Origin of the sequence: Pseudoroseomonas ludipueritiae, assembly GCF_014490445.1 — a bacterium.
Lineage (GTDB): Bacteria > Pseudomonadota > Alphaproteobacteria > Acetobacterales > Acetobacteraceae > Pseudoroseomonas > Pseudoroseomonas ludipueritiae.
On record NZ_JACTUZ010000046.1, the window covers coordinates 1 to 22,790 of the forward strand.

Here is a 22,790-nt window from a genome sequence, read left to right on the forward strand (position 1 = left end):
CGCCGGGCCGGCGCCGGTTCCTGCCACACCCGCCCCGGCGCCTCGGGCGGCCGGCGGCTCCGTCGTGGTGCAGCTTGGCGCATTGGACTCGCAGGCGGGCGCCCTGGCTGAGTGGGAGCGTCTGGCCCGCCGCGCACCGGGGCTGCTGGATGGCCGCACGCCGCAGGTGATCCGCTTCGACCGCCAGGATAAGCCAACCATGTGGCGCCTTCGCACCGGCGGCTTCTCGGCCGAGGCGGCGCGTGATTTCTGCGCCGAGGTGCGTGCCAAGGGTGGCGCCTGCGCCGTGATCGGCGGCTGAGATGGCGCCCGCCCGCGCCGTCGTTATCGGCCTTTCTGGCCCGGTTCTGCTGGCGGAGGAAGCGGCCTTGCTGCGCCGCTTCCGGCCGGCGGGCGCCATTCTGTTCGCACGCAATGTGCAGACTCCGGCGCAGCTCCTGGCCCTGACCGCTGCCATCCGGGAGGAACTGGGGGAGGCTGCGCCTATCTTGGTGGACCAGGAGGGGGGCCGCGTCGCTCGGCTGCGCCCGCCGCATTGGCCCGCCTTTCCGCCGCCCGCCAGCTTCGAGAACCGCAGCCTTTCCGCCGCCGAGGCCAATGCCACGCTGCTGGCGATGGAATGCGTGGCGGCGGGGCTGGATGTGGTCTGCTCCCCGGTGCTGGACCTGCGGCTGCCGGGAGCGCATGGCGTGATCGGCGACCGAGGCTTCTCCGCCGAACCGGCCGAGGTGATTCGGCTGGCCGAGGCCTGGGTGAGGGGGCTGCAGTCCGGCGGCGCCATTCCCGTGCTGAAGCATATGCCCGGGCATGGCCGCGCAACCGTGGACAGCCATCTGGAACTGCCGCGCGTTTCCGCCAGCCGTGCCAGTCTGGAGGTGGATTTCGCGCCCTTCGTGGCCCTGGCGCGTTCCGGCGCCTGGGCCATGACGGCGCATCTGCTCTACGACGCCCTGGATGCCGGGAAGCCGGCCACGCTGTCGCCGCGCATCATTGCGGGCGTGATCCGGCAGGAGATCGGGTTCGATGGCGTGCTGATCTCGGATGACCTGGACATGAAGGCGCTCGCCGGCGGCCCTGGCGAGTTGGTTGCGGCGGCCCTGGCGGCAGGCTGCGACCTCGCGCTGCAATGCTCGGGCGTGCTGGCGGAGACAGCGGCGGCACTGGAAGCGGCCTCTCCGCTGACGGACCTCGCCGAAGCCCGGCTGGCCGCCGCGCGAGCGACACGGGACGCCGCCAGCAACGGTGTCTTCCCCGATCCCATCGCCCTGGCCGCGCGCCGGGATGCGCTGCTGCAGGACCTGGCGTGATCGAGTGGCTGCCTGAACTGATCGTGGCCATTCTGGCCACGGTGGTCGCCATCACGCTCCATGAGGCGGCGCATGGCTATGCCGCCCTGGCGCTGGGTGACGATACCGCCCGGATGGCCGGACGGCTGAGCCTGAACCCGATCCGCCATGTGGACCGCGTCGGCACCATTATTCTGCCGGGCATCCTGCTGATCACGCAGCTGCTTACCATTGGCCGGGTCGTCGCCATGTTCGGCTGGGCGAAGCCGGTGCCGGTGAATCCCTGGCGGTTGCGCAACCCGCGCTACGGCATGGTGCTGGTGGCCGCCGCCGGCCCGGCCATGAACTTCTTCCTGGCCTGGATCGCGGCGCTGCTGGCGCATGTGGTGGAGGGGCTGGCCGGCAGCCTGCCACCCGAGGTGGTGGACCTCGGCATCCGCTTCATCGCGCTCTCGATCATGGCGAACCTGCTGCTCGGCCTGTTCAACCTGCTGCCCATCCCGCCGCTGGATGGCGGCCGGATCGCCGTAGGGCTGTTGCCCCGCATGCTGGCGGCGCCGCTGGCGCGGGCGGAGCGCTTTGGCCTGTTGCTGGTGATGCTGATGATCCTGCTGCTGCCCCGCCTTGGGCCGCAATACGATGTTATCGGCTGGATTTCCGGCATCGTGACCGGCCCGGCCTTCCGGCTGGTGCTGTGGCTGGCAGGGCATTCCGTATGAGCGATGCGCTGCACCTGCAACTGGAAGGTTTCGAGGGCCCGCTGGACCTGCTGCTGGACCTCGCCCGGGCGCAGAAGGTGGATATCGCGCGCATCTCGATCATGGCGCTGGTGGACCAGTATCTCGCGGTGATCGAGGGCGCCCGCCGGGTGCGGCTGGAACTGGCGGCGGACTGGCTGGTCATGGCCGCATGGCTGGCCTGGCTGAAGTCCCGCCTGCTGTTGCCGGAGGACCCCCAGCAGGAAGAAGATGCCGAGGCCCTGGCCGGGCAATTGGCCGAGCGTCTGGCGGAACTGGAGCGCATGCGGGCCGCCGCTGTGTGGCTGGGCCGGCAGCCGCAGCTGGGGCAGCAGGTTTTCTCACGTGGGGTGCCGGAAAGCTTCACCACGACCGACCGCAGCGGGCTGGCCGCCGAGTTGCCCGCGCTGCTGCGCGGCTATGTCGATGCGTTGCGCCGTGCCGCGGCCAAGCGCCCCTACCGGCCGAAGCAGCGCAAGCTCTGGACCGTGCAGGATGCGCTGGAGCGCCTGTCGCGGCTGGTCGGTGGCCTGCCGGACTGGGGCGACCTGCTGCAGTTCCTGCCGGAACAGGTGCTGGACCCGGTGGAGCGCCGCGCCGCCATGGCCAGTACTCTGGTGGCGGGGCTTGAGATGGCGCGCGGCGGCGGCATCGAACTGCGGCAGGAAGCCGCCTTCGGGCCCATTCTGCTGCGTCGCAACGACATGCTGGAGAAGCACGATGTCGCTGCCTGAGGACGAGGCCCAAGCGGGCAACACGGCGCCGGTCGAGCACGCGCTGCGGCTGGCGGAGGCGCTGATCTTCGCTTCCGACCGCCCGGTGCCGCTGGACCGGCTGCAATCCTTCCTGCCGGAAGGGTTGCGGGCCGAGGCGGTGCTGACGCTACTGACCGCTCGTTATGCCGGGCGGGGCGTGGAACTGGCCGAGGTCGGCGGCGGCTATGCCTTCCGCACCGCGCCAGACCTCGCGCCCGTGTTGACCAAGGTGGTGGAGGTGCCGCGCCGCCTGCCACGCGCGGCCATGGAGGCGCTGGCGATCATCGCCTACCACCAGCCGGTGACGCGCACCGAGATCGAGGAGATCCGCGGCGCAAGCCTTGCCCAGAGCACCTTGGAAGTGCTGCTGGAGAATGGCCTGATCGCGCCACGTGGCCGCAAGGAGGTCCCGGGCCGCCCGGTGCTCTGGGGCTCCACGCCACGCTTCCTGGAGCAGTTCGGCTTGCGGGCCTTGACCGACCTGCCGCGCCGCGACGAGTTGCTGGCGGCCGAGGCCGGCCCGCAACCGGCCCCGCCGGCATAACGCCCTGCGGCGGGTTTCACGTTTGGCACGAAGCGGGGTTAGATTGCCGGAGTGGCGCGCCGCGCGCCCGCTTGGCTGAACGCGATTTCACGCGCCGTGCCGTGCGGAGAGGACATGGCGCGCCTAGATAAGGGTGGCGACGGGAGTTCAGGTGGCGAGGGCCAATTGGCGTTGCCGCCGGTTCCTGCTAACGGAAGCGGCCCCCGGTTCCCGGGGGGAGTGGGAAACACATGTTCGATCTTGCCTGGTCCGAGATTGCCCTGATCGCCGTGGTGGCCGTCGTGGTGATCGGGCCCAAGGACCTGCCGGATGCCATCCGCAACGTGGCCAAGGGCATCAAAAAGCTCCGGGCCATGGCCGCCGAGTTCCAGACGCATGCCGATGAGCTGGTGCGAGAGGCGAAGCTGGAGGATGTGCGGCAGCAGATCCAGGAAATCCGCAGCTTCGACCTGAAGGGCACCATCGAGCGCGCGGTGGACAATGACGGCGAGATCCGCCGCACCTTCAACGACGATCCGTTGAAGGATGCCTGGAAGCCGACATCGGCAGGCAGCCCCGGGGTGTCCGAGCCCACGCCGCCTGCCGGCGCCGTGGCCTCCGACGCGGCCGCCACGCCGGAGGCGCCCGCCTTCGTGCCGCCCACGGTGGCTGCCTTCCATGCCGATGCGCAGCGTGATGTCTCGGCGCCTGCGCCGCAGCCCTCGGCGACTCCGCCGCAGATCGACGGTGCCGCCGCGCCGGAGAAGCCTGCTACCCCGCCCGCAACTCCGACCACCTGAGAAATTCATCCGTGCCACGGCAAGAAGAAGACCAGATCGACGACAAGCCGATGCCGCTGATCGAGCATCTGCTCGAGCTGCGCACGCGCCTGCTCTGGTCGCTGGGCGCTTTCATCATCGCCTTCGCGATCTGCTATTACTTCTCCACGCAGATCTACGGCTTCCTGGCCCGCCCGCTGGCCGAGATCCTGCACGAGCAGAGCGGCGGTGAGCGGCGGATGATCTTCACCGCGCTCTATGAAGCCTTCTTCACCTACCTGAAGGTCGCCTTCTTCGGTGCGGTCTTCGTCAGCTTCCCGATGTGGGCCACGCAGCTCTGGCTGTTCATCGCCCCTGGTCTCTACCGCAGCGAGAAGAAGGCGCTGCTGCCCTTCCTGCTCGCTTCGCCGATCCTGTTCATCATGGGCGCGGCACTGGCCTACTACTTCATCTTCCCGATGGCCTGGAAGTTCTTCATCTCCTTCGAGACGCCGCCGGGTGGCGGTGCGCTGCCGGTGCAGCTCGAAGCCAAGGTCAGCGAATACCTCAGCCTGGTCATGCACATGATCCTCGCCTTCGGCGCAGCCTTCCAGCTTCCCGTCGCGCTGACGCTGCTGGCCAAGGTAGGTATCGTGTCGGTGGACGGGCTGAAGAAGGCGCGGCGCTATGCCATCGTCGGCATGTTCGCCATCTCGGCCATCATCACGCCGCCGGATATCATCAGCCAGATCGGCCTCGCCCTGCCGCTGATCCTTCTCTACGAGATCTCGATCCTGGCTGCGGGCTGGATGACCCCGAAGCGCGACGACGCAGACAAGAACTGAGCCTCCGCCATGCATGATATCCGAATCGTCCGCGCCGATCCGGCAGCCTTCAACGCTGCCATGGCCCGCCGCGGGCTGGCGCCCGCCGCCGAAGCCATCCTCGAGCAGGACAATATCCGCCGCGCGGCCCAGACCGCGCTGCAGGAACTCCAGGCCCGCCGCAACCAGCTCTCGAAGGAGATCGGCATCGGCAAGCGCCAGGGGGCCGATACTGCCGCTCTAGAGGCAGAGGCTACCGCGCTGCGCGGCCGGATGGAGGCGCTGGAGGCCGAGGCCAAGGCTGCCGACGCCGCCCAGACCGGCCTGCTGGAGACCCTGCCCAACCTGTTGGACGACAGCGTGCCGGAGGGGCGGGACGAATCGGACAACGTGGTCCTGAACCAGCACGGAAACCCGCCGAACCTGCCCTTCACGGCCAAACAGCACTTCGAGATCGGCGAAACGCTAGGGATGATGGACTTTGCCGGCGCCGCCAAGCTGGCCGGTGCACGCTTCACGGTGCTGAAGGGGCAGTTGGCGCGGCTGGAGCGGGCCCTGGGGCAGTATATGCTGTCCCTGCACGTGGATGAGCATGGCTTCACCGAGACCTCGGTGCCGCTGCTGGTGAACGACGCCACGATGTACGGCACCGGGCAGCTGCCGAAGTTCAAGGAAGACCTCTTCCACACTGATGACGGCCGCTGGCTGATCCCCACCGCCGAGGTGCCGCTCACGAACCTGGTAGCTGGCGAGATCCTGGCGGAGGATGCCCTGCCGCTGCGGCTGACCTCGCTCTCGCCCTGCTTCCGCTCGGAAGCCGGCAGCGCGGGGAGGGATACGCGCGGCATGCTGCGCCAGCACCAGTTTACCAAGGTGGAGATGGTTGCCATCACCACCCCCGAGCAGTCCGAGGCCGAGCATGAGCGCATGACGCAATGTGCCGAGCGCGTGCTGACGGAGCTGGGGCTGGTCTGGCGCCGCGTTGTGCTCTGCGCGGGCGATACCGGCTTCTCCGCCACCAAGACCTATGACCTGGAAGTCTGGCTTCCGGGCCAGCAGGCATGGCGGGAGATTTCCTCCTGTTCCAACTGCCGCGATTTCCAGGCGCGCCGCATGGGCGGACGCTATCGGCCGAAGGAAGGGAAGGGTACGGCCTTCCTGCACACGCTCAACGGCTCCGGCGTCGCCGTGGGCCGGGCCTTGATCGCGGTGCTGGAAACCCACCAGCAGGAAGATGGCCGGGTGGCCGTCCCTGCCGTGCTGGCGCCGTGGATGGGCGGGTTGAGCCACATCGGCTGAGCACCCCCCGTTGCACCGGAAGGCGATCGGCCATAATTAGAAGTCAGTCGGGGCGTGGCGCAGCCTGGTAGCGCATTTGGTTTGGGACCAAAGGGCCGGAGGTTCGAATCCTCTCGCCCCGACCACCGCAACATCGGGATCTGCTACATGAGCCGCGACGTCGCCATTGCCCGCATTCATTATCCCGCAGGCTCGGCCATGCAGTCCGGCAAGGGTAGGCTGCGGGGTTGGGTGCTGGAGTACGCGCCCTCCGAGAGCCGTAAGCTTGATCCCCTGATGGGCTGGTTCGGCTCGGGCGATACGCGGGCCCAGCTCCGTCTCAGCTTCTCCAGCCGAGAGGCGGCGGAAGCCTATGCGCGTGCCAATGGCATCGCCTACGAGGTCGAGAACGAGCCGCAATCGCTCGCTATCAAGCCCAAGACCTATGCCGAGAATTTCCGCTACGGCCGGTCTGAGAACTGGACCCACTAAGGTCCAGGCCCGGCTTCCGCGTCCTTAGCTCAACTGGATAGAGCAACCGGCTTCTACCCGGTTGGTTGGGGGTTCAAGTCCCTCAGGGCGCGCCAGCTTCCTGCAAGCCGCTGGGCATATGCAGCTCGGCCACCACTGGCAGATGGTCCGAGGCCACGCGGCCGCTGGAATCCCGCCAGTTGCGCCCGAGCAGCGAGGCCGGGCGGCAGAAGATGCGGTCCAGCTTCAGGGCCGGCAGGCGGGAAGGGAAGGTGCGGTGCCGTGTCCTCGCCGGCATCTGCGCCGCGAGCGCCCGGAACACCGGCCCCCGCCAGCCCCATTCGTTGAAATCCCCCAGCACAACCAGCGGGCCTTCCAGCCGCCGTACCAGGGTAGCCAACCGCGTGGCCTGCGTATAACGCTCGCGCTGCCGCAGCCCGAGATGGGTGGAAATGACCCGCAGGGCCCCGGCCGGTGTCGCGATCTTCGCTTCGATAGCGACGCGCGGCTCCCGCCCGGGGTGGGAAAGGTCGTGCAGCGCGCTTTGCTCGATCGGCCAGCGGCTGAGCAGCATATGGCCGTAGGCGCCGTCCTTTGCCTGGATGGTCTCGGCCATGGCATGGCCGGGCAGGTGGCCACGAAGCGTGGTGAAGCCACAATGGTCGCTGCCGCGCCCGCGGCTGTCCACCTCCTGTACCGCCAGGATATCGGGCGCCTGACGGCGGATCAGCCCCAGCACCCGGTGCATGTCGCAAACCCCGTCGGTGCCAACGCCTCCATGGATGTTCCAGGTCATAACCCGCAGGATCACGCGGCGGCGTCTCTCTTACGATCCATCATGCGGCGGACCCGCTTGATCAGGCTCTGCAGCCCGAAAGACAGCGCGCCCCAGCAGATGAGAACCACAACGAAGCCGAGGATATCCGTCAGAGAGGGTTCGGTGAGAATCCGCAGCAGCCGGTCGCCCAATGCGGTCATCAGCAGCAGCCCGGGCGCCAGCCCCAGGGCGGTGCCGACCACATAGTCCAGCAAGGGGATGCGAATGGCACCCGCCACCAGATTGACCAGCGTGAAGGGTGCGATGGGCATCAGCCGCACCATGGTCACGGCCAGGATGCCGTTATTGGCGATGCTGCGGCTGACCCTGTTGATGCGTGGGCCAATGATCTTCCGCAGCAGGCCGGGCCCCATGCGCCGCCCGACCAGATAGGTCAGCACCGCGCTGACCATGGCGCCCACGGTGGCATAAAGCAGGCCCGGCCAAAGGCCGAAGGCGGCGGCCGTCGCCACGATCAGCACATTGACCGGGAAGGCCACCAGCCCCAGCAGCATGAAAAGCCCCAAGGCCAGCAGCGGCCCGAGGGAGCCGCCGGCCTCCATGGAGGCACTGAAGGTCTGGGGATTCATGAACTCGGAGAGAGGCGTATACCGCCACGCGACGCCCAGGATCACCACGGGCGCCACCACCAGCCCGACCCGCAGCCAGAGCGCCATGCCGCCGCCCGCGGCGGGCGCCTCGTCGGTGTCGAAATCGGCCAGCAGGGTCTCCGGGCCGATGGGGCGCCGCGGGTCCGCGACGGCTTCGATCTGTGGCACGCCTTCGCCCTCCGCGAGTTCACCATCGTCGATCGGCAGCAGCCGCCGCTTCCGGCTATGAAGTTGATCCAATGCCCGGAACAGGGAGCCGTCCCGGGTCACCGCCGCCACCTGTTCCGGCTTCACGCCCAGATGCTCAGCCAGCATCCGGTCCCGCACGCGGCGGATGCCGGCGCGGGTCGCCTCATCCCGCCCTTCGACCACCAGATCGCATTCGGTGTCGGTGGCCATGGAGCGGTTGCAGAGATTGGCGGAGCCGATGCGGAGCAGCCGGTCGTCCACAATCATGACCTTGGCATGCACCATCACATCGGCCTGGGGGCCACGGCGGTCGCCGACATGGGGGAACATCATGCGGACCCGGTCCGCCACTCCCGCCTGCCGCAACAGCATCATGAAACGGATGCGGCCGGCCAGCATGGTGCGATGCTCCAGCCAGGTATGGTGGGTGCGGGGGCCGAGCAGCACCACCTCCAGCTCGGGCTTCAGCATCATGCGCTCCGCCAGCCGCGCCGCGAGGTTGAGGTTGGTGTAGAACTGGTTCTCCGCGTAGATGCAGCGCTCGGCGCTGTCGATCATGGCCTCGAAGAGCCGCTCGACCTCCCGGACCTCCGGCTCATCCTCCCAGGCTGCCTGGGTGCGGGCGATGCCCACCTGCACATTTCGCAGGTCGGGCGTGACCGAGCGTGGCCAGAGGTCCGGCGCGCCTGAAGGTTGCGGCTGCCGGGGCGGCAGGTCCTCACAGGCACCCCGGGACCAACGGGCGCGGAACAGGTCCGCCAGGGCGCCGGCAGCTTCTCCGTCCACCACCATCTGCACGTCATGGAAGGGCAGATAGGGCACGTCGCGTGGATCGACGCGGTGTGGGTTAAGGGGGGAATGGGCTGGGGTGTCCCAGCGCCGGATCGTCAGGTCCAGACCACCGGAGAAGGCCAGCCGGTCGTCGATCACCACGATCTTCTGATGGTGCGAGGCACCGAGAGGCACCTCGTCGTCGAGGCAAAGCTCGATCTGGGCGGGGGTGTTCCAATGGAGCGCGAGCGCCGGGAGGACCTCCCGCTCCAATGCGTAGAGCACCGAATAGTCCCACAGCAGCAGCTTAACGCGCAGCTGCGGCTTGCGGGCCACCAGGGCGGCCAGGAAAGGCCCAAGCGTGACGGGCAGATCGTCCTTGGGCTCGCCCGAGGGCCCGACCAGCGGTGTGCGGCTGTCGATGTCCCAGCCAGCGACCAGAATGCTGTCTTCCGCCTTCAGAAGGGCTTCACGCAGCGCGCCATAATAGGCCGAGGCGTCCACCAGCACGCTGGCACGCTGCGCATGCTCCAGCCGCCAGACGGTGTCGCCCGGCTGTACCACCAGAGGCACGGCAACTCCCGCGGAGGACCCACGGTCATCCGGCTGGCGAGATGCGACAGGCGCAAGAAGATGTTGCATGGCCGGTTCTGAACGCAGCGCAGCACGAAAAGTCACGGCTGGTGCCGGCAAAAATTGTCCGGCCCCGGCTGCGCCGCTTGACGCCGGCGGCCCCGCGCGGGATCACCCGCAGAACTTGGCGCAAGAGGTATTCTGGCGATGCAGCGCGTTTTTTCGGGGATTCAACCCTCCGGTATTCCGACCCTCGGCAATTATCTGGGCGCCATCCGCAACTGGGTGCCCATGATGGATGACCATGAGTGCGTCTATTGCGTGGTCGACCTGCATGCCATCACCCAAGCCTTCGACCACAGGGAACTGGCCCGCGCGACGCGCGAGATGGCGGCGGCGCTGATTGCCTGCGGCGTGGACCCGGACCGCTGCACGCTCTTTGTGCAAAGCCATGTCCATGCCCATACCCGGCTGGCCTGGATCTTCAACTGCGTGGCCCGCATCGGCTGGCTGAACCGCATGACGCAGTTCAAGGACAAGGCGGGCAAGGACCGGGAGAATGCGGGCTCCGGCCTTTATGTCTACCCCAACCTGATGGCCGCCGACATCCACGCCTACCACGCCACCCGCGTGCCGGTGGGCGAGGACCAGAAGCAGCACCTGGAACTGGCCAACGACATCGCGCAGAAGTTCAACCACGACTTCGGCGTGGAATTCTTCCCCAACATCGAGCCCATGATCCAGGGCGTGGCCGCGCGCGTCATGTCGCTGCGCGATGGCACCAAGAAGATGTCGAAGTCCGACCCCTCGGACCAGTCGCGCATCAACCTGACGGACGATGCCGATGCCATCGCCCTGAAGATCCGCCGCGCCAAGACCGACCCGGAGCCGCTGCCCGCTGAGCTGGCCGGGCTGGAAGCGCGGCCCGAGGCGCGTAACCTGGTGGGCATCCTGGCCGCCGTGACCAATGCCACTCCGGCCGAGGTGCTGCGGGACCATGCCGGCAAGGGCTTCGGCGCCTTCAAGGAAGTGCTGACCGAGGCGCTGGTGGCGCATCTGAGCCCCATTCAGGCCGAGATGACCCGCCTGCTGGCCGACCCCGCCGCCGTGGACGCCGCCTTGCGCAAGGGCGCGGACCGTGCCTCCGCCATCGCCGAGCCGATCGTGACGAAGGCGGAGGAGATCGTAGGCTTCCTGCCCCGGCGTTAAGCCGAGGGCAGGAGGAGCGTCGCCGCCGCCTGGGCGGCGATGCCTTCGCCGCGGCCCGTGAAGCCCAGGCGCTCCGTGGTCGTGGCCTTCACGGAGACGCGGGCGACGGGGATGCCCATCAGTTCCGCCAGCCGGGCGCGCATCGCCTCGGCATGCGGGCCGATCTTGGGCTTCTCGCAGATCAGCGTCACATCGGCATGGGTGATCATGCCGCCGCGCGCCGCCACCCGGCCAGCGGCGTGGCGCAGGAAGCGGGCGCTGTCCGCGTCCTTCCATTCCATGTCGGTGGGCGGGAAGTGGCGGCCGATGTCGCCTTCCGCGAGGGCGCCGTAGATGGCGTCGCAGAGCGCGTGCAGGCCCACATCGGCATCGGAATGCCCGTCCAGCCCCAGCGGGTGCGGCACGGTGATGCCGCAGAGGATCAAGGGGCGGCCCTCGACCAGCCGGTGCACGTCGAAGCCGGTGCCCATGGCGGGCAGGAAGCGCGGCAGCAGGGCGGCCTCGGCGCGGGCCAGGTCCTCGGGGTAGGTCACTTTCAGGTTGTTCTCCGATCCAGGGAGCAGGGCGACGGGGAGGCCGGCGGCTTCCAGCAGTGCCGCATCGTCGGTGGCTTCCGCCGTGGCATCGCGGTGCGCCCGCAAAAGGGCAGGGAAGCGGAAGGCCTGCGGCGTCTGCGCGCGGTAAAGGCCGGCGCGCGGCACGGTGCGCTGAATGGTGCCCTCGGCGCCCGCTTTCAGCGTATCCGTCACGGGCTGGGCGGGGATGGCGCCGGGATAAGTTTCGAGCGCGGTCAGCAGGGCCGGCACCATCCCGGGGGCGAGGATGGGGCGGGCGCCGTCATGCACCAGCACGACATCGGGGGGAGAGGCCGCCAGAGCTTCGAGGCCCGCGCGCACGCTGTCCTGCCGCGTAGCACCACCGGCCACGGGGGGAAGGCAGGGCAAGCCTTCCAGCATGGCCGCCACTCGCGCTTCCTCGCCCGCCGCCACGACGGGCAGCAGGGCCTCGACCACGCTATCGGCCAGCAGGGCCTCCGCCGCATGGCGCAGGATCGGGCGGCCCAGCAGGTGGCTGTATTGCTTTGGCTCGGCGGCTCCGAAGCGGGACCCGCTTCCGGCCGCCATCAAGAGGGCGATGACGCGCATGGCGCGGAACCTATCCGCCTGCCGCAAGGCTGACCAGTGGGGCCATGCAGAGGGCGGATCGGCATGGACGTGGGGGCCTTTGCGCCCTAGATTGCCCAAATCATGAGCATCGCGACACCGCACGACAACGCCGCCCCGTCTTCCGCGGCCGAGGCCGTCACGCCGCCACGCCTGCGCCCCATCCATGTGGGGCCGCTGCGCATTGATGCGCCGGTGATTCTGGCGCCCATGTCGGGCGTTACCGACCTGCCGTTCCGCCGCCTGTGCCGGGAGCTGCAGGCGCCGATGGTGGTCAGTGAGATGATCGCCAGCCAGGCCATGGTGCGGGAGAACCGCGCCACGCTGAAGATGGCCGAGGTGGATGGATTCGGTGGCCCCGCCAGCGTGCAGTTGGCCGGTTGCGACCCGCAGGTCATGGCCGAGGCCGCGAAGCTGGCCGCCGACCGCGGTGCCGCCATCATCGACATCAACTTCGGTTGCCCGGTGAAGAAGGTCGCCATCGGCCAGCAGGCCGGTAGCGCTTTGATGCGTGACGAGATTGGAGCCGCCCGTATCCTGGATGCGGTGGTGAAGGCGGTGGATGTGCCCGTGACGCTGAAGATGCGCATGGGCTGGGACCACAGCAACCTGAATGCTCCGCGCCTGTCCAAGATCGCCGAGGACTGCGGCATCAAGCTGGTGACGGTGCATGGCCGCACCCGGCAGATGCTTTATACCGGCACCGCCGACTGGGCTTTCGTGGCCAAGGTCAAGGCGGCTGTGAGCCTCCCCGTCATCGTCAATGGCGATATCCTGACCCCCGAACACGCGGCGGAGGCGTTGCGGCAATCCGGCGCGGACGGCGTGATGATCGGGCGCGGCTGCTATGGCCGCCCCTGGCTGCTGGCCCAGGTGGCCGAGTACCTGACTACCGGCGCGCTGTTGCCGGAGCCTGATCTCGCCACGCATTACGACATCCTGCTGCGCCACTATCGCGCCATGCTGGACCACCACGGCGCCGGCCCTGGCGTGCGGATGGCCCGCAAGCATCTGGCCTGGTATTCCAAGGGTCTGCCTGGCTCGGCCGAGTTCCGCGTGCGCGTCAACCATGCCGAGACGCCGGAAGCCACGGAGGCGGTGCTCGAAGCCTTTTACCGCCCGCTGATCGAGCAGGGGGTGCAGGTGGTGCGGGAATCCTTCTCCGCCGCTGGGCGTGATGAGGATGCCATGGCGGCATGAACATCTTCACCCGCCATACGGCTGCCGAGGTCGCGCTTCCTGACAGCATCGCGGTGCTCTCGGCCCTGCCGGTGCCGGTGGTGGTGCTGGATGCCAGCAACCGCTTCCTTTCGGCCAATCCGGCGGCTGAGCAGTTCTTTCAGCTTTCCTTTGCCTCCCTGGCGCAGCACCGGCTCTCCGACCTGATTCCTTCCGATACCCGGCTCTTCGCGCTAGTGGATCAGGTGCGGAACCAGGATGCGCCAGTCTCCGACCACGACCTGACGCTGGAAAGCCCACGCCTGCACCGGACCGGTGTCGCCGCCCATGGTGCCCCCTTGCCGGAGATCTCCGGCGCTGTGGTGCTGACGCTGCAGGATGGCAGCAAAGCCCAGAAGCTGGACCGCCAGTTGAACTTCCGTGGCGCGGCCCGTGGCGCTTCCGCCATGGCCGCGATGCTGGCGCATGAGGTGAAGAACCCGCTCTCCGGCATTCGTGGCGCCGCGCAGTTGCTGGAGCAATCCGCCAGCGAGGCCGACCGCGAGCTCTGCGTCCTGATCCAGGATGAGGCCGACCGCATCCGCACGCTGGTGGAGCGGATGGAGATGTTCTCCGAGCGCCCGATCGAGCGCGGCGTGGTGAATATCCATGAGGTGCTGGACCACGTCCGCCGGATCGCCAGCCGTGGCTTCGCCAGCCACCTGCGGATCGTCGAGGATTACGACCCCTCGCTGCCGCCTGTCTGGGGCAACCGGGACTTCCTGGTGCAGATCCTGCTCAACCTCGTGAAGAACGCGGCGGAGGCGGTGGACCCGCAGGGTGGTGAGATCCAGCTTTCCACCGCTTATCACCACGGCGTGCGCATCGCGATCCCGGGATCGCGGGAGCGGGTGCACCTGCCGCTGCAGGTCAGCGTCCGCGACAATGGCCCCGGCATCGACGAGGATGTGCGCGCGACGCTCTGGGAGCCTTTCGTGACCACCAAGCGGGGCGGGCAGGGGCTGGGCCTCGCCATGGTCGCCAAGCTGGTGGCGGACCAGGGCGCCCTGATCGAATGCGACAGCCGCCCGGGCCGCACCGTCTTCCGCCTCTCCCTGCCCATGCCTCCCGCCGACCTGCCGGCCATAATCGAGACCCGCACCGAATGACCGACAGCCGAACCATCCTGATCGCCGATGACGACCGCGCCATTCGCACGGTGCTGTCCCAGGCCCTCGGCCGCGCCGGCTATACCGTGCGCGCCACATCCTCGGCCGCCACGCTCTGGCGCTGGGTCGAGGACGGGGCCGGCGATCTGGTGATCACCGATGTCGTTATGCCGGACGAGAATGGGCTGGACCTGGTGCCGCGCATCAAGCGTGTGCGGCCGGACCTGCGCGTGGTGGTGATGTCCGCGCAGTCGACCTTCGTGACCGCCGTGAAGGCGGCGCAGCGTGGTGCCTTCGAGTACCTCCCCAAGCCCTTTGACCTGAAGGAACTACTGGCTGTCGTGGCCCGCGCGCTGACCGCGCCCGCCGCGGCCCAGTCCGAGGCGGAGGAGGGTACCGAGGGCGAACGCCTGCCCCTGGTCGGCCGCAGCCCGGCAATGCAGGAGATCTACCGCACGGTCGCCCGCCTCACGACCACCGACCTGACCGTGATGGTCACTGGCGAAAGCGGCACCGGCAAGGAACTGATTGCCCGCGCGCTGCATGACTATGGCCGGCGCCGCACTGGTCCCTTTGTGGCCATCAACATGGCCGCCATTCCGCGCGAGTTGATCGAGAGCGAGCTGTTCGGCCATGAGCGCGGCGCCTTCACCGGCGCCCTGGCCCGTGGCGTCGGGCGCTTCGAACAGGCGGCGGGCGGTACCCTGTTCCTGGACGAGATCGGCGACATGCCGCCGGAGGCCCAGACGCGCCTGCTGCGCGTTCTGCAGGAAGGCGAGTTTACCACCGTGGGCGGCCGCAACCCGATCAAGGCCAATGTCCGCATCGTGGCCGCGACGCACCGTGACCTTCGGCAGGCGATCCGCCAGGGCCTGTTCCGTGAGGATCTGTTCTACCGTCTCAATGTGGTGCCCATCCGTCTGCCGCCGCTGCGGGAGCGGGTGGAGGACATCCCCCTGTTGGCCCGCCACTTCCTGGAGCGCGCGAAGAGTTCCGGCCTGCCCTCCAAGCAACTGGACCAGGAAGCCGTGGAGCGCCTGCGCCGCCATAGCTGGCCGGGCAATGCGCGGGAGCTTGAGAACCTGATGCGGCGCCTCGCGGCGCTCTACCCACAAGAGGTGATCGGCGCCGATGCGGTGCACAACGAGCTGGCGGAGGCCGAGCCGATGGCCGAGCCGGAGCTGCGCGCGCCGGAGACGCTGGAGCAGGCGGTGGAACGCCACCTGACCACCTTTGTCGCCGCGCAGAAGGACGGGCTTCCGGTGCGCGACCTTTATGAGCGCGTGCTGGCGGAGGTCGAGCGGCCCCTGCTGCGGCTGGCGCTGGCAGCCACCCGCGGCAACCAGATCAAGGCCGCCGCCATGCTGGGCCTGAACCGCAATACGCTGCGCAAGAAGATCCGGGAGCTGGACCTCCCGGTGGTGCGCGGTCTGTCGTGAGCCGCGCGGCGGGCAGCAAGCCGCCGCGCCTTGGCCGCCGCCTGGCGGACATGATGCTGGGCCGCGCCGTCACGCTGGTCCTGGCCATTGGGGCGCTGCTGCTCGGCATCGGCACTTTCACCCTGCTGTCAGGCGGCAGCCCCTTCGGCCCGACCAAGCCGGGGCAGGTCGTGGCCATGGTGCTGGTCAATGCCCTGTTCCTGCTGCTGCTGCTGGGCTCGGTGATCGGCCGGCTGGTGCGGGTCTGGGCGGAGCGGCGGCGGGGGTCGGCCGGGTCGCGGCTGCATGTGCGGCTGGTGCTGCTCTTCAGCGTGACGGCTGTGCTGCCGGCGCTGCTGGTGGCGGTGTTTGCAGCTGTCTTCTTCAACCTGGGCATCCAGGCCTGGTTCAGTGACCGCGTGCGCTCAACGCTGGAGGCCAGCCTCGTCGCCTCCCGTGCCTATCTAGACGAGCACCGCAACACCATCCGCGCCGATGCTTTGGCCATGGCGGCCGACCTGAACCGCAACCGCAGCCTGCTGGAAACCAACCAATATGCCTTCGCCCGCGTCCTGGCGACGCACACGGCGCTGCGTGGGTTGACGGATTCGGTGATTTTCGAGCCGACCTTGAATCAGGTGGTAGCCCATGCCGGCCTGACCACGACCATGGTGCTGGACCCACTGCCCGCCTGGGCCATGGAGCAGGCGCGTAATGGCGATGTCGCCGTCCTGCCCGGCGAGTCGGAGGAAGGCCGGGTGCGCGCGCTGGTGGAGCTGGATATTCAGCCGGGTCTCATGCTGCTGATCGGCCGCCCGGTGGACCCTGGCGTCATCGAGCACATGCAGCGCACCGAGCTCGCTTTCCAACAATATGACCAGTTGGACCGCAACCGCTCGGGCCTGCAGATCACCTTCGCCATGATCTTCGCCATCGCGGCCCTTCTGGTGCTGCTGGCGGCGGTGTCCATCGGCCTGGTGATCGCCAATCAGATCGCACGCCCCTTGTCGCGCCTGATCGTGGCGGCGGACCGGGTGCGAGGGGGCGACCTGACGGTGCGGGTGACGGAAGGCGAGGCGGATGACGAGGTCGGCAGCCTCTCCCGCGCCTTCAACCGCATGACCAACCAGCTGGCCGCTCAGCGCAGTGAGCTGATGGAAGCCTATCGCCAGATCGACGAGCGGCGGCGCTTCACGGAGACGGTGCTGTCCGGCGTCTCGGCCGGCGTGGTTGGGCTGGATGCCCAGGCGCGCATCAACCTGCCCAACCGCCGCGCCAGCGAGCTGCTGGGCCGTGACCTTGATGCGGATCTGGGCGCGAAGCTGGCGGAGGTGGAGCCCGAGTTCGTTGCCCTGCTGGATGCCGCCATCGCGGCGCCGGAACGCAGCCGCGTGGCCGAGATCCGCATCGGCCCGCCTTCCGCCCGCCGCACCCTGCTGGCGCAGATTGGTGCGGAAATGCAACGAGGGCAGGTGGTCGGCTATGTCCTCACTTTCGATGACATCACGGAACTGCTTTCCGCCCAGAGGAAGGCCGCGTGGTCCGATGTGGCGCGGCGCATCGCGCATGAGATCAAGAACCCGCTGACCCCGATCCAGCTTTCGGCCGAGCGCCTGAAGCGCCGCTACCTGAAGGAAATCCAGTCGGACCCCGAGACCTTCAAGGCCTGCACCGATACCATCGTGCGCCAGGTGGAGGATATCGGCCGCATGGTGGATGAGTTCTCCGCCTTCGCCCGCATGCCGCAGCCGGTGATGCGGTCGGAGGACCCGGCGCAACTGGCGCGTGAGGCGCTGGTGCTGCAGCAGAATGCCCATCACGACATTGTTTTTTCAACTGATATTCCATCCGGCCTGCCTCGGATCCGGTGCGACCGGCGGCTGCTGGGGCAAGCGTTGACCAATCTGCTCACCAATGCCGCCGATGCGGTGCATGGCCGGCAGCAGGCGCAGAAAGCGGCTGGAGAAACCGTGGAACCCGGCCATATCCGCATCCTGGTGGAGCAGGAGCAGGATTGGTTGAGCATCGCCGTGGAGGATGACGGCACCGGCCTGCCGGAAGGCGAAGAGCGGGAGCGGCTGACCGAGCCCTATGTCACGCATAAGCCGAAAGGAACCGGCCTTGGTCTTGCCATCGTCAAGAAGATCATGGAGGACCATGGCGGCAGGCTCGTCTTGACGGACCGTCAGGCGGGAGTGAAGGGGACGCGCGCGGCCCTGTCCTTTCCCCTGGGCGAGATGCAGAACGAGACGGCCGAAGCCAAGATGACGGAGGTGCAGCAACATGGCGCATGAGATCCTGATCGTCGACGACGAGCCGGATATCCGCGCCCTGATCGAGGGTATCCTGTCGGATGAGGGCTACGAGACCCGCGTGGCGCAGAATTCCGACACGGCCCTGGCTGCCTTCCGGGCCCGTCGGCCGAGCTTGGTGATCCTGGACATCTGGCTGCAGAACTCCCGCCTCGATGGCCTCGGCATCCTGGAAGCGATGCAGCGGGAGGAACCACAGGTTCCAATCGTGATGATCTCCGGCCACGGCACCATCGAGACAGCGGTGCAGGCCATCCAGCACGGCGCCTATGACTTCATCGAGAAGCCCTTCAAGTCCGACAGGCTCATCCTGATTGCGGAGCGGGCACTGGAAGCGGCGCGGCTGAAGCGCGAGGTCAGCGAGCTTCGCCTGCGCGCGGGCGCCGAGACGGAGCTGCTGGGCGCTTCTTCCAGCATCGGGCAACTGCGAAATGCCATCGAGCGCGTGGCGCCGACCGGCAGCCGCGTGCTGATCTCCGGCCCCGCCGGCACCGGCAAGGAAGTGGCGGCACGGATGATCCATGCCCGCTCCCGCCGCGCCGGGGAGCCGTTCGTGGCGCTGAATTGCGCGACACTGAACCCGGCCCGCTTCGAGGAGGAGCTGTTCGGCGTCGAGGCCGGCACCGATGGCGCTGGCGGTGGCCGCCGGGCGGGCGTGTTGGAACGCGCCCATGGCGGCACGTTGCTGCTGGACGAAGTGGCGGATATGCCGCTGGAAACCCAGGGCAAGATCGTGCGTGCCTTGCAGGAGCAGGGGTTCGAGCGCGTGGGTGGGGCCACACGGGTCAAGGTGGATGTGCGAGTCATCGCCACCACCAACCGCGACCTGATGGGCGAGATTGCCGGCGGCCGCTTCCGCGAGGATTTGTTCTACCGCCTGGCCGTGGTGCCGCTGCGTGTCCCCGCGCTGCGGGAGCGGCGGGAGGACGTGCCGGTGCTGGCCCGCCATTTCATGGCGCGTTCCGCCGAAACCTCGGGCGTACCCGCACGGGAATTGTCCGAGGATGTGCTGGCGGCCATGCAGGCCTATGACTGGCCCGGCAATGTCCGGCAGCTCCGCAACCTTGTGGACTGGCTGCTGATCATGGCACCCGGCGGGCCCGGGGAGCCTATCCGGCCTGAGATGCTGCCGCCGGAGGTAGGTTCCGCCGCGCCGGCTGCGCTGAAGCTCGACCGTTCCAGCGAGATCATGACCCTGCCGCTGCGCGATGCGCGGGAATTGTTTGAGAAACAGTATCTCGAGGCGCAGCTGCTGCGCTTCGGGGGGAATATCAGCCGCACAGCCAATTTCGTCGGCATGGAGCGCAGCGCGCTGCACCGCAAGCTGAAGTTCCTGGGCGTGCAGGCGGAGGATCGTAGCGCCACGGCCTGAGGCCCCATTGCCTCGGCGGCGCCCACGCGCGAAGGTGATGCACCGATCACCAGCACAGAGACTCGCGTATGTCCCGCATTGCCTATGTCAACGGCCGCTACGTCCCCCAGCGGGAAGCCTCCGTGAATGTCGAGGACCGCGGCTATCAGTTCGGCGACGGTATTTATGAGGTGGTCCATCTCTACGATGGCCGCTTCATCGATGAAGACCGCCACCTGGACCGGCTGGAGCGGTCTCTGAAGGCCATCCGGCTCCCGATGCCGCTGACGCGCTCGGCGCTGTCCCATGTCCTCAAGGAAGTGGCGCGGCGCAACCGCGTGACGGAAGGCCTGCTCTACATGCAGGTCACGCGCGGCGTGGCGCATCGTGACCACCCGTTCCCGGCCGAGCCTGTGCCCCCGGCGCTGGTGGTGACGGTGAAGCGCATCAAGCCTTACCCGACCAGCATCGCCAACTGGGGCGGCAATGCCATCACGATGCCGGACCTGCGCTGGAAGCACCGCGACATCAAGAGCATCAACCTGCTGCCGAATATCCTGGCCCGCCAGGCGGCCAAGGAGCAGGGGGCGGTCGAGGCCATTCTCTTTGAGGAAGACACCAAGGTCGTCACCGAGGGCGCCGCGACCAGCTTCTGGATCGTGGACGAGCAGGGCGCCATCCGCACCCGCGCGCTCTCCCATGCCATCCTGCCGGGCTGCACCCGTGGCGCGCTGATGGCGGAGCTGCAGCAGGAAGGCATCGCCTTCGATGAGCGCGCCTTCACGCTGGATGAGCTGAAGCGGGCGAGGGAGGCTTTCATCACCTCCGCAACCTCCTTCGTGAAGCCGATCCTGAAGATCGATGGCGCCCCGGTGGGTGATGGCACGCCGGGCCCGGTGACCACCCGCCTCTTCGAAATCTTTGCCCGTCACGTGAAGGGCGGGGCGAAGAACGCGGCATGAACCTGCCGCCGCCCCGCGCGCTGCTCTGGGACTGGGATAACACGCTGGTCGATGCCTGGGCGGGCGTCCAGGCCGGTATGAACGCGGCCCTGCGAGCCTTCGATATGCCGGAATGGTCAGTGGAGGAGGTGCGGGCCCGGGCGAGGCTTTCGCTGCGCGAGTCCTTTCCCGCGCTGTTCGGGACGGAATGGGAGAGGGCGCGCGACATCTTCTATGCCGAGGTCAAGGCTCGACACCTCGAGTTTATCACCCCCCTGACTGGGGTGGCTGAGGCTATGGCGGCCGGTGCGGCCTGGCCGCAGGCGGTGGTATCGAACAAGCAGGGGCCGATCCTGCGGCGGGAGGCGGAACACCTGGGCTGGTCGCGGCGCTTCGGTGTGCTGCTGGGCGCCGGAGACGCCGCGGCGGACAAGCCCTCCCCGGCGCCGGTTCTGTTGGCGCTGGAGAAGCTGGGCGTCGCGCCGGGGCCGGATGTCTGGTTCATCGGCGATACAGGTGTGGATATGCAGGCGGCGCGGGCGGCAGGCTGCTCGGCGGTTTTGCTTGGCGACGCGGCGCATGATGGTGGGGTAGAAGTTCTGGCACCTGATGCCCATTTCCGTGATGGCCACGAACTGGCCGAATGCCTGCTTGGGCTTGCCAAGACACCCCACTTCGCCTGATCTTGCGCCCGAACCGGTACACACCCTGTGCACCGGGGCGATGCCGCACATCCTGCCTCGGGCCACCGCTGCCCGGGCGGGCCACGCAGGCAGTCCGCCAAGAAGAAGAAGGACCGAGCCGATGGCCGCCGAGAAGTCCCAGAACGTGCAGGACGTGTTCCTGAATCACGTTCGCAAAAGCAAAACTCCCGTGACCATCTTCCTGGTCAATGGCGTCAAGCTCCAGGGCATTATTACCTGGTTCGACAACTTTTCCGTCCTGCTGCGTCGGGATGGCCACACCCAGCTGGTCTATAAGCACGCCATCAGCACCGTCATGCCGGGCGCGCCGATCATGCTGTTCGATGCCAACGCCGCCGGCGCCGGCGCCAGCCCTGCCCAGGGCGGCACCGTGACCGTGACACGTGAAGGCACCATGACATTGCAACGCGAGGTCAACCCTGTCGGCTCCTCCGACTGAGAACGCCACGGGCGGCAAGCCAATGCTTGCCGCCGTGCTTTTGCCGCATGAACGTCCCGCGCGCCTTCCCGGCGCCGAGGCCGGTGTCCTTGCATTTCCGGATCAGCGCAGCGTCAGCCGTGCCGCCGAGGCCCGCCTGGCGGAGGCCGTCGGCCTGGCCGCCTCCATCGGCCTGACCATCGTGCATAGCGCGGCTTTCCCGTTGCGCACGCGCCGTCCCTCGACCCTGCTGGGCGAAGGTCAGGTCGAGGCCGCGAAGCTCGCGATCGAGGAAAACCAGGTCGGCGTCGTGGTGGTCGATGCCGCGCTGACCCCGGTGCAGCAGCGTAACCTGGAGCGGGCCTGGGGCTGCAAGGTCATTGACCGGACTGGCCTGATCCTGGAGATCTTTGGTGAGCGCGCCCGCACGCGGGAAGGCTCGCTGCAGGTCGAGCTGGCGCACCTGGAATACCAGCGCACGCGCCTGGTGCGGTCCTGGACCCACCTGGAGCGCCAGCGTGGCGGCTTCGGCTTCCTGGGCGGCCCGGGTGAATCGCAGATCGAGATCGACCGCCGGCTGATCGGCGAGCGGATCGTGAAGCTGAAGAAGGAGCTGGAACAGGTCCGCCGGACCCGTGGCCTGCACCGGGCGGCACGCACCCGCGTGCCTTTCCCGGTCGTGGCGCTGGTGGGCTATACCAATGCCGGCAAGTCGACGCTGTTCAACGCCCTGACCGGCGCCGGCGTCTATGCGCAGGACCAGCTTTTCGCGACCCTGGACCCCACCATGCGTGCCATCCGGCTGCCTAGCGGGCGGACGGTCATCCTCTCCGACACCGTGGGCTTCATCAGTGACCTGCCGACGCAGCTGATCGAGGCTTTCCGCGCCACGCTGGAGGAGGTCGCCGCCGCCGACATCATCCTGCATGTGCGGGATGTGGCGCATCCGGACACCTCGTCCCAGCGCAGCGACGTGTTGGGAGTGCTGAACGAGATGGCGGCGGGCGAGAACCCGACGCTGGACGAGCAGTGGCAAAGCCGCATGATCGAGGTGCTGAACAAGGCCGACCTGCTCGGCGGGATCGCCGATGTTCCGGGTACCGATGCCTCTGCCATCGCTGTCTCGGCGTTGACCGGGGAGGGGCTGGATACCCTGCGCGCGGCGCTGGACGCCCGGCTGGCCGCGAACATGGTCACGGTGGACTACGCGCTGCCGCCGGCCGATGGTGCGCGGATCGCATGGCTCTATCAGCATGGTGAGGTTCTGACGCGGGAGGATGCCGATGACAGCATTCGCCTGAGCGTACGCCTGACACCGGCTGACCGCGCCCGCTTTGAGCAAGGCTGAAGGACT

At 68.2% G+C, this 22,790-nt stretch carries 22 protein-coding genes and 2 tRNA genes; 21 read left to right on the forward strand and 3 right to left on the reverse strand.

Going from position 1 to position 22,790, the window contains the following annotated elements; all coding sequences use genetic code 11:
- From IBL25_RS12020 to IBL25_RS12070, 11 genes are all read left to right on the forward strand, one after another.
- Positions 1-301, forward strand: a 301-nt coding sequence (locus tag IBL25_RS12020) for an SPOR domain-containing protein (RefSeq protein ID WP_238940379.1), incomplete at its 5' end; no start/stop codon positions are given.
- A gap of 1 nt (position 302) precedes the next feature.
- Positions 303-1,307, forward strand: coding sequence for a beta-N-acetylhexosaminidase (gene nagZ / locus IBL25_RS12025; protein ID WP_187778787.1), 1,005 nt, complete (start codon positions 303-305; stop codon positions 1,305-1,307).
- Positions 1,304-2,005 carry a site-2 protease family protein gene (locus IBL25_RS12030; protein ID WP_187778788.1) on the forward strand — a complete coding sequence of 234 codons (702 nt, stop codon included), beginning with the start codon at positions 1,304-1,306 and terminating at the stop codon, positions 2,003-2,005. The genes nagZ and IBL25_RS12030 overlap by 4 nt, the downstream gene beginning before the upstream one ends.
- Positions 2,002-2,757, forward strand: a complete 756-nt coding sequence (locus tag IBL25_RS12035) for a segregation and condensation protein A (protein WP_187778789.1) — start codon at positions 2,002-2,004, stop codon at positions 2,755-2,757. The genes IBL25_RS12030 and IBL25_RS12035 overlap by 4 nt, the downstream gene beginning before the upstream one ends.
- Positions 2,744-3,322 (forward strand): SMC-Scp complex subunit ScpB, encoded by a 579-nt coding sequence (gene scpB / locus IBL25_RS12040; protein ID WP_187778790.1) that lies wholly within the window; start codon positions 2,744-2,746, stop codon positions 3,320-3,322. Before IBL25_RS12035 ends, scpB begins: the two co-directional genes overlap by 14 nt.
- Positions 3,323-3,552: 230 nt before the next feature.
- The gene (gene tatB / locus IBL25_RS12045) at positions 3,553-4,101 is read left to right on the forward strand and encodes a Sec-independent protein translocase protein TatB (protein ID WP_187778791.1); all 549 of its coding nucleotides are present in this window, start codon (positions 3,553-3,555) and stop codon (positions 4,099-4,101) included.
- 11 nt (positions 4,102-4,112) lie between these two features.
- Positions 4,113-4,904, forward strand: a complete 792-nt coding sequence (gene tatC, locus IBL25_RS12050; protein WP_187778792.1) for a twin-arginine translocase subunit TatC — start codon at positions 4,113-4,115, stop codon at positions 4,902-4,904.
- 9 nt (positions 4,905-4,913) lie between these two features.
- Complete coding sequence (gene serS, locus IBL25_RS12055) at positions 4,914-6,182, forward strand: serine--tRNA ligase (protein ID WP_187778793.1); 1,269 nt, start codon at positions 4,914-4,916, stop codon at positions 6,180-6,182.
- A 48-nt stretch (positions 6,183-6,230) separates the two neighbouring features.
- Positions 6,231-6,307 (forward strand) — tRNA-Pro (locus IBL25_RS12060).
- A gap of 22 nt (positions 6,308-6,329) precedes the next feature.
- Complete coding sequence (locus tag IBL25_RS12065; RefSeq protein WP_187778794.1) at positions 6,330-6,653, forward strand: NADH dehydrogenase ubiquinone Fe-S protein 4; 324 nt, start codon at positions 6,330-6,332, stop codon at positions 6,651-6,653.
- An 18-nt stretch (positions 6,654-6,671) separates the two neighbouring features.
- A tRNA-Arg gene (locus IBL25_RS12070) sits at positions 6,672-6,748 on the forward strand.
- Here the strand turns inward: IBL25_RS12070 and IBL25_RS12075 are convergent.
- Entirely contained in the window at positions 6,736-7,443 is a 708-nt protein-coding gene (locus tag IBL25_RS12075; RefSeq protein WP_367615598.1) for an endonuclease/exonuclease/phosphatase family protein, read from the reverse strand. The two genes, IBL25_RS12070 and IBL25_RS12075, sit on opposite strands and share 13 nt — an antisense overlap.
- Entirely contained in the window at positions 7,440-9,593 is a 2,154-nt protein-coding gene (locus IBL25_RS12080; protein ID WP_367615599.1) for a VTT domain-containing protein, read from the reverse strand. The genes IBL25_RS12075 and IBL25_RS12080 overlap by 4 nt, the downstream gene beginning before the upstream one ends.
- Positions 9,594-9,800: 207 nt before the next feature.
- Here IBL25_RS12080 and trpS point away from each other — a divergent pair, with 207 nt between their 5' ends.
- On the forward strand, positions 9,801-10,802 hold the full coding sequence (trpS, locus tag IBL25_RS12085) for a tryptophan--tRNA ligase (RefSeq protein WP_187778796.1): 1,002 nt from the start codon (positions 9,801-9,803) through the stop codon (positions 10,800-10,802).
- On the opposite strand, the gene IBL25_RS12090 is transcribed toward trpS, so the two are convergent.
- Positions 10,799-11,947, reverse strand: coding sequence for a bifunctional 2-C-methyl-D-erythritol 4-phosphate cytidylyltransferase/2-C-methyl-D-erythritol 2,4-cyclodiphosphate synthase (locus IBL25_RS12090; protein ID WP_187778797.1), 1,149 nt, complete (start codon positions 11,945-11,947; stop codon positions 10,799-10,801). The two genes, trpS and IBL25_RS12090, sit on opposite strands and share 4 nt — an antisense overlap.
- Before the next feature lie 102 nt (positions 11,948-12,049).
- Here IBL25_RS12090 and dusB point away from each other — a divergent pair, with 102 nt between their 5' ends.
- The 9 genes from dusB (at position 12,050) to hflX (ending at position 22,784) form a co-directional block, all read left to right on the forward strand.
- The gene (gene dusB, locus IBL25_RS12095; protein ID WP_187778798.1) at positions 12,050-13,165 is read left to right on the forward strand and encodes a tRNA dihydrouridine synthase DusB; all 1,116 of its coding nucleotides are present in this window, start codon (positions 12,050-12,052) and stop codon (positions 13,163-13,165) included.
- Positions 13,162-14,292, forward strand: coding sequence for a two-component system sensor histidine kinase NtrB (locus tag IBL25_RS12100; protein WP_187778799.1), 1,131 nt, complete (start codon positions 13,162-13,164; stop codon positions 14,290-14,292). The genes dusB and IBL25_RS12100 overlap by 4 nt, the downstream gene beginning before the upstream one ends.
- Positions 14,289-15,731, forward strand: a complete 1,443-nt coding sequence (gene ntrC, locus IBL25_RS12105) for a nitrogen regulation protein NR(I) (RefSeq protein ID WP_187778800.1) — start codon at positions 14,289-14,291, stop codon at positions 15,729-15,731. Before IBL25_RS12100 ends, ntrC begins: the two co-directional genes overlap by 4 nt.
- A 50-nt stretch (positions 15,732-15,781) precedes the next feature.
- On the forward strand, positions 15,782-18,004 hold the full coding sequence (locus IBL25_RS12110) for a sensor histidine kinase NtrY-like (protein ID WP_187778813.1): 2,223 nt from the start codon (positions 15,782-15,784) through the stop codon (positions 18,002-18,004).
- Positions 17,994-19,394: a nitrogen assimilation response regulator NtrX gene (ntrX, locus tag IBL25_RS12115; protein WP_187778801.1), complete on the forward strand. Its 1,401-nt coding sequence runs from the start codon at positions 17,994-17,996 to the stop codon at positions 19,392-19,394. Before IBL25_RS12110 ends, ntrX begins: the two co-directional genes overlap by 11 nt.
- Positions 19,395-19,462: 68 nt before the next feature.
- Positions 19,463-20,335 carry a D-amino-acid transaminase gene (locus tag IBL25_RS12120; RefSeq protein ID WP_187778802.1) on the forward strand — a complete coding sequence of 291 codons (873 nt, stop codon included), beginning with the start codon at positions 19,463-19,465 and terminating at the stop codon, positions 20,333-20,335.
- Positions 20,332-20,997: an HAD family hydrolase gene (locus IBL25_RS12125; protein WP_187778803.1), complete on the forward strand. Its 666-nt coding sequence runs from the start codon at positions 20,332-20,334 to the stop codon at positions 20,995-20,997. Before IBL25_RS12120 ends, IBL25_RS12125 begins: the two co-directional genes overlap by 4 nt.
- A 121-nt stretch (positions 20,998-21,118) precedes the next feature.
- Positions 21,119-21,457, forward strand: a complete 339-nt coding sequence (hfq, locus tag IBL25_RS12130; RefSeq protein ID WP_187778804.1) for an RNA chaperone Hfq — start codon at positions 21,119-21,121, stop codon at positions 21,455-21,457.
- A gap of 22 nt (positions 21,458-21,479) precedes the next feature.
- On the forward strand, positions 21,480-22,784 hold the full coding sequence (gene hflX, locus IBL25_RS12135; RefSeq protein ID WP_238940380.1) for a GTPase HflX: 1,305 nt from the start codon (positions 21,480-21,482) through the stop codon (positions 22,782-22,784).
- The last annotated feature ends 6 nt before the right edge of the window (positions 22,785-22,790 follow it).

Excerpts from the sequence above, each read along its gene's own strand:
- hflX (WP_238940380.1), top strand. The coding sequence starts at position 21,480 with ATGCTTGCCGCCGTGCTTTTGCCGCATGAACGTCCCGCGCGCCTTCCC.
- IBL25_RS12125 (WP_187778803.1), top strand. The coding sequence starts at position 20,332 with ATGAACCTGCCGCCGCCCCGCGCGCTGCTCTGGGACTGGGATAACACG.
- dusB (WP_187778798.1), top strand. The coding sequence starts at position 12,050 with ATGAGCATCGCGACACCGCACGACAACGCCGCCCCGTCTTCCGCGGCC.
- trpS (WP_187778796.1), top strand. The coding sequence starts at position 9,801 with ATGCAGCGCGTTTTTTCGGGGATTCAACCCTCCGGTATTCCGACCCTC.
- IBL25_RS12035 (WP_187778789.1), top strand. The coding sequence starts at position 2,002 with ATGAGCGATGCGCTGCACCTGCAACTGGAAGGTTTCGAGGGCCCGCTG.
- ntrC (WP_187778800.1), top strand. The coding sequence starts at position 14,289 with ATGACCGACAGCCGAACCATCCTGATCGCCGATGACGACCGCGCCATT.
- IBL25_RS12120 (WP_187778802.1), top strand. The coding sequence starts at position 19,463 with ATGTCCCGCATTGCCTATGTCAACGGCCGCTACGTCCCCCAGCGGGAA.
- tatB (WP_187778791.1), top strand. The coding sequence starts at position 3,553 with ATGTTCGATCTTGCCTGGTCCGAGATTGCCCTGATCGCCGTGGTGGCC.
- IBL25_RS12100 (WP_187778799.1), top strand. The coding sequence starts at position 13,162 with ATGAACATCTTCACCCGCCATACGGCTGCCGAGGTCGCGCTTCCTGAC.
- nagZ (WP_187778787.1), top strand. The coding sequence starts at position 303 with ATGGCGCCCGCCCGCGCCGTCGTTATCGGCCTTTCTGGCCCGGTTCTG.
- scpB (WP_187778790.1), top strand. The coding sequence starts at position 2,744 with ATGTCGCTGCCTGAGGACGAGGCCCAAGCGGGCAACACGGCGCCGGTC.
- hfq (WP_187778804.1), top strand. The coding sequence starts at position 21,119 with ATGGCCGCCGAGAAGTCCCAGAACGTGCAGGACGTGTTCCTGAATCAC.
- IBL25_RS12090 (WP_187778797.1), bottom strand. The coding sequence starts at position 11,947 with ATGCGCGTCATCGCCCTCTTGATGGCGGCCGGAAGCGGGTCCCGCTTC.
- IBL25_RS12065 (WP_187778794.1), top strand. The coding sequence starts at position 6,330 with ATGAGCCGCGACGTCGCCATTGCCCGCATTCATTATCCCGCAGGCTCG.
- serS (WP_187778793.1), top strand. The coding sequence starts at position 4,914 with ATGCATGATATCCGAATCGTCCGCGCCGATCCGGCAGCCTTCAACGCT.
- IBL25_RS12110 (WP_187778813.1), top strand. The coding sequence starts at position 15,782 with ATGATGCTGGGCCGCGCCGTCACGCTGGTCCTGGCCATTGGGGCGCTG.
- ntrX (WP_187778801.1), top strand. The coding sequence starts at position 17,994 with ATGGCGCATGAGATCCTGATCGTCGACGACGAGCCGGATATCCGCGCC.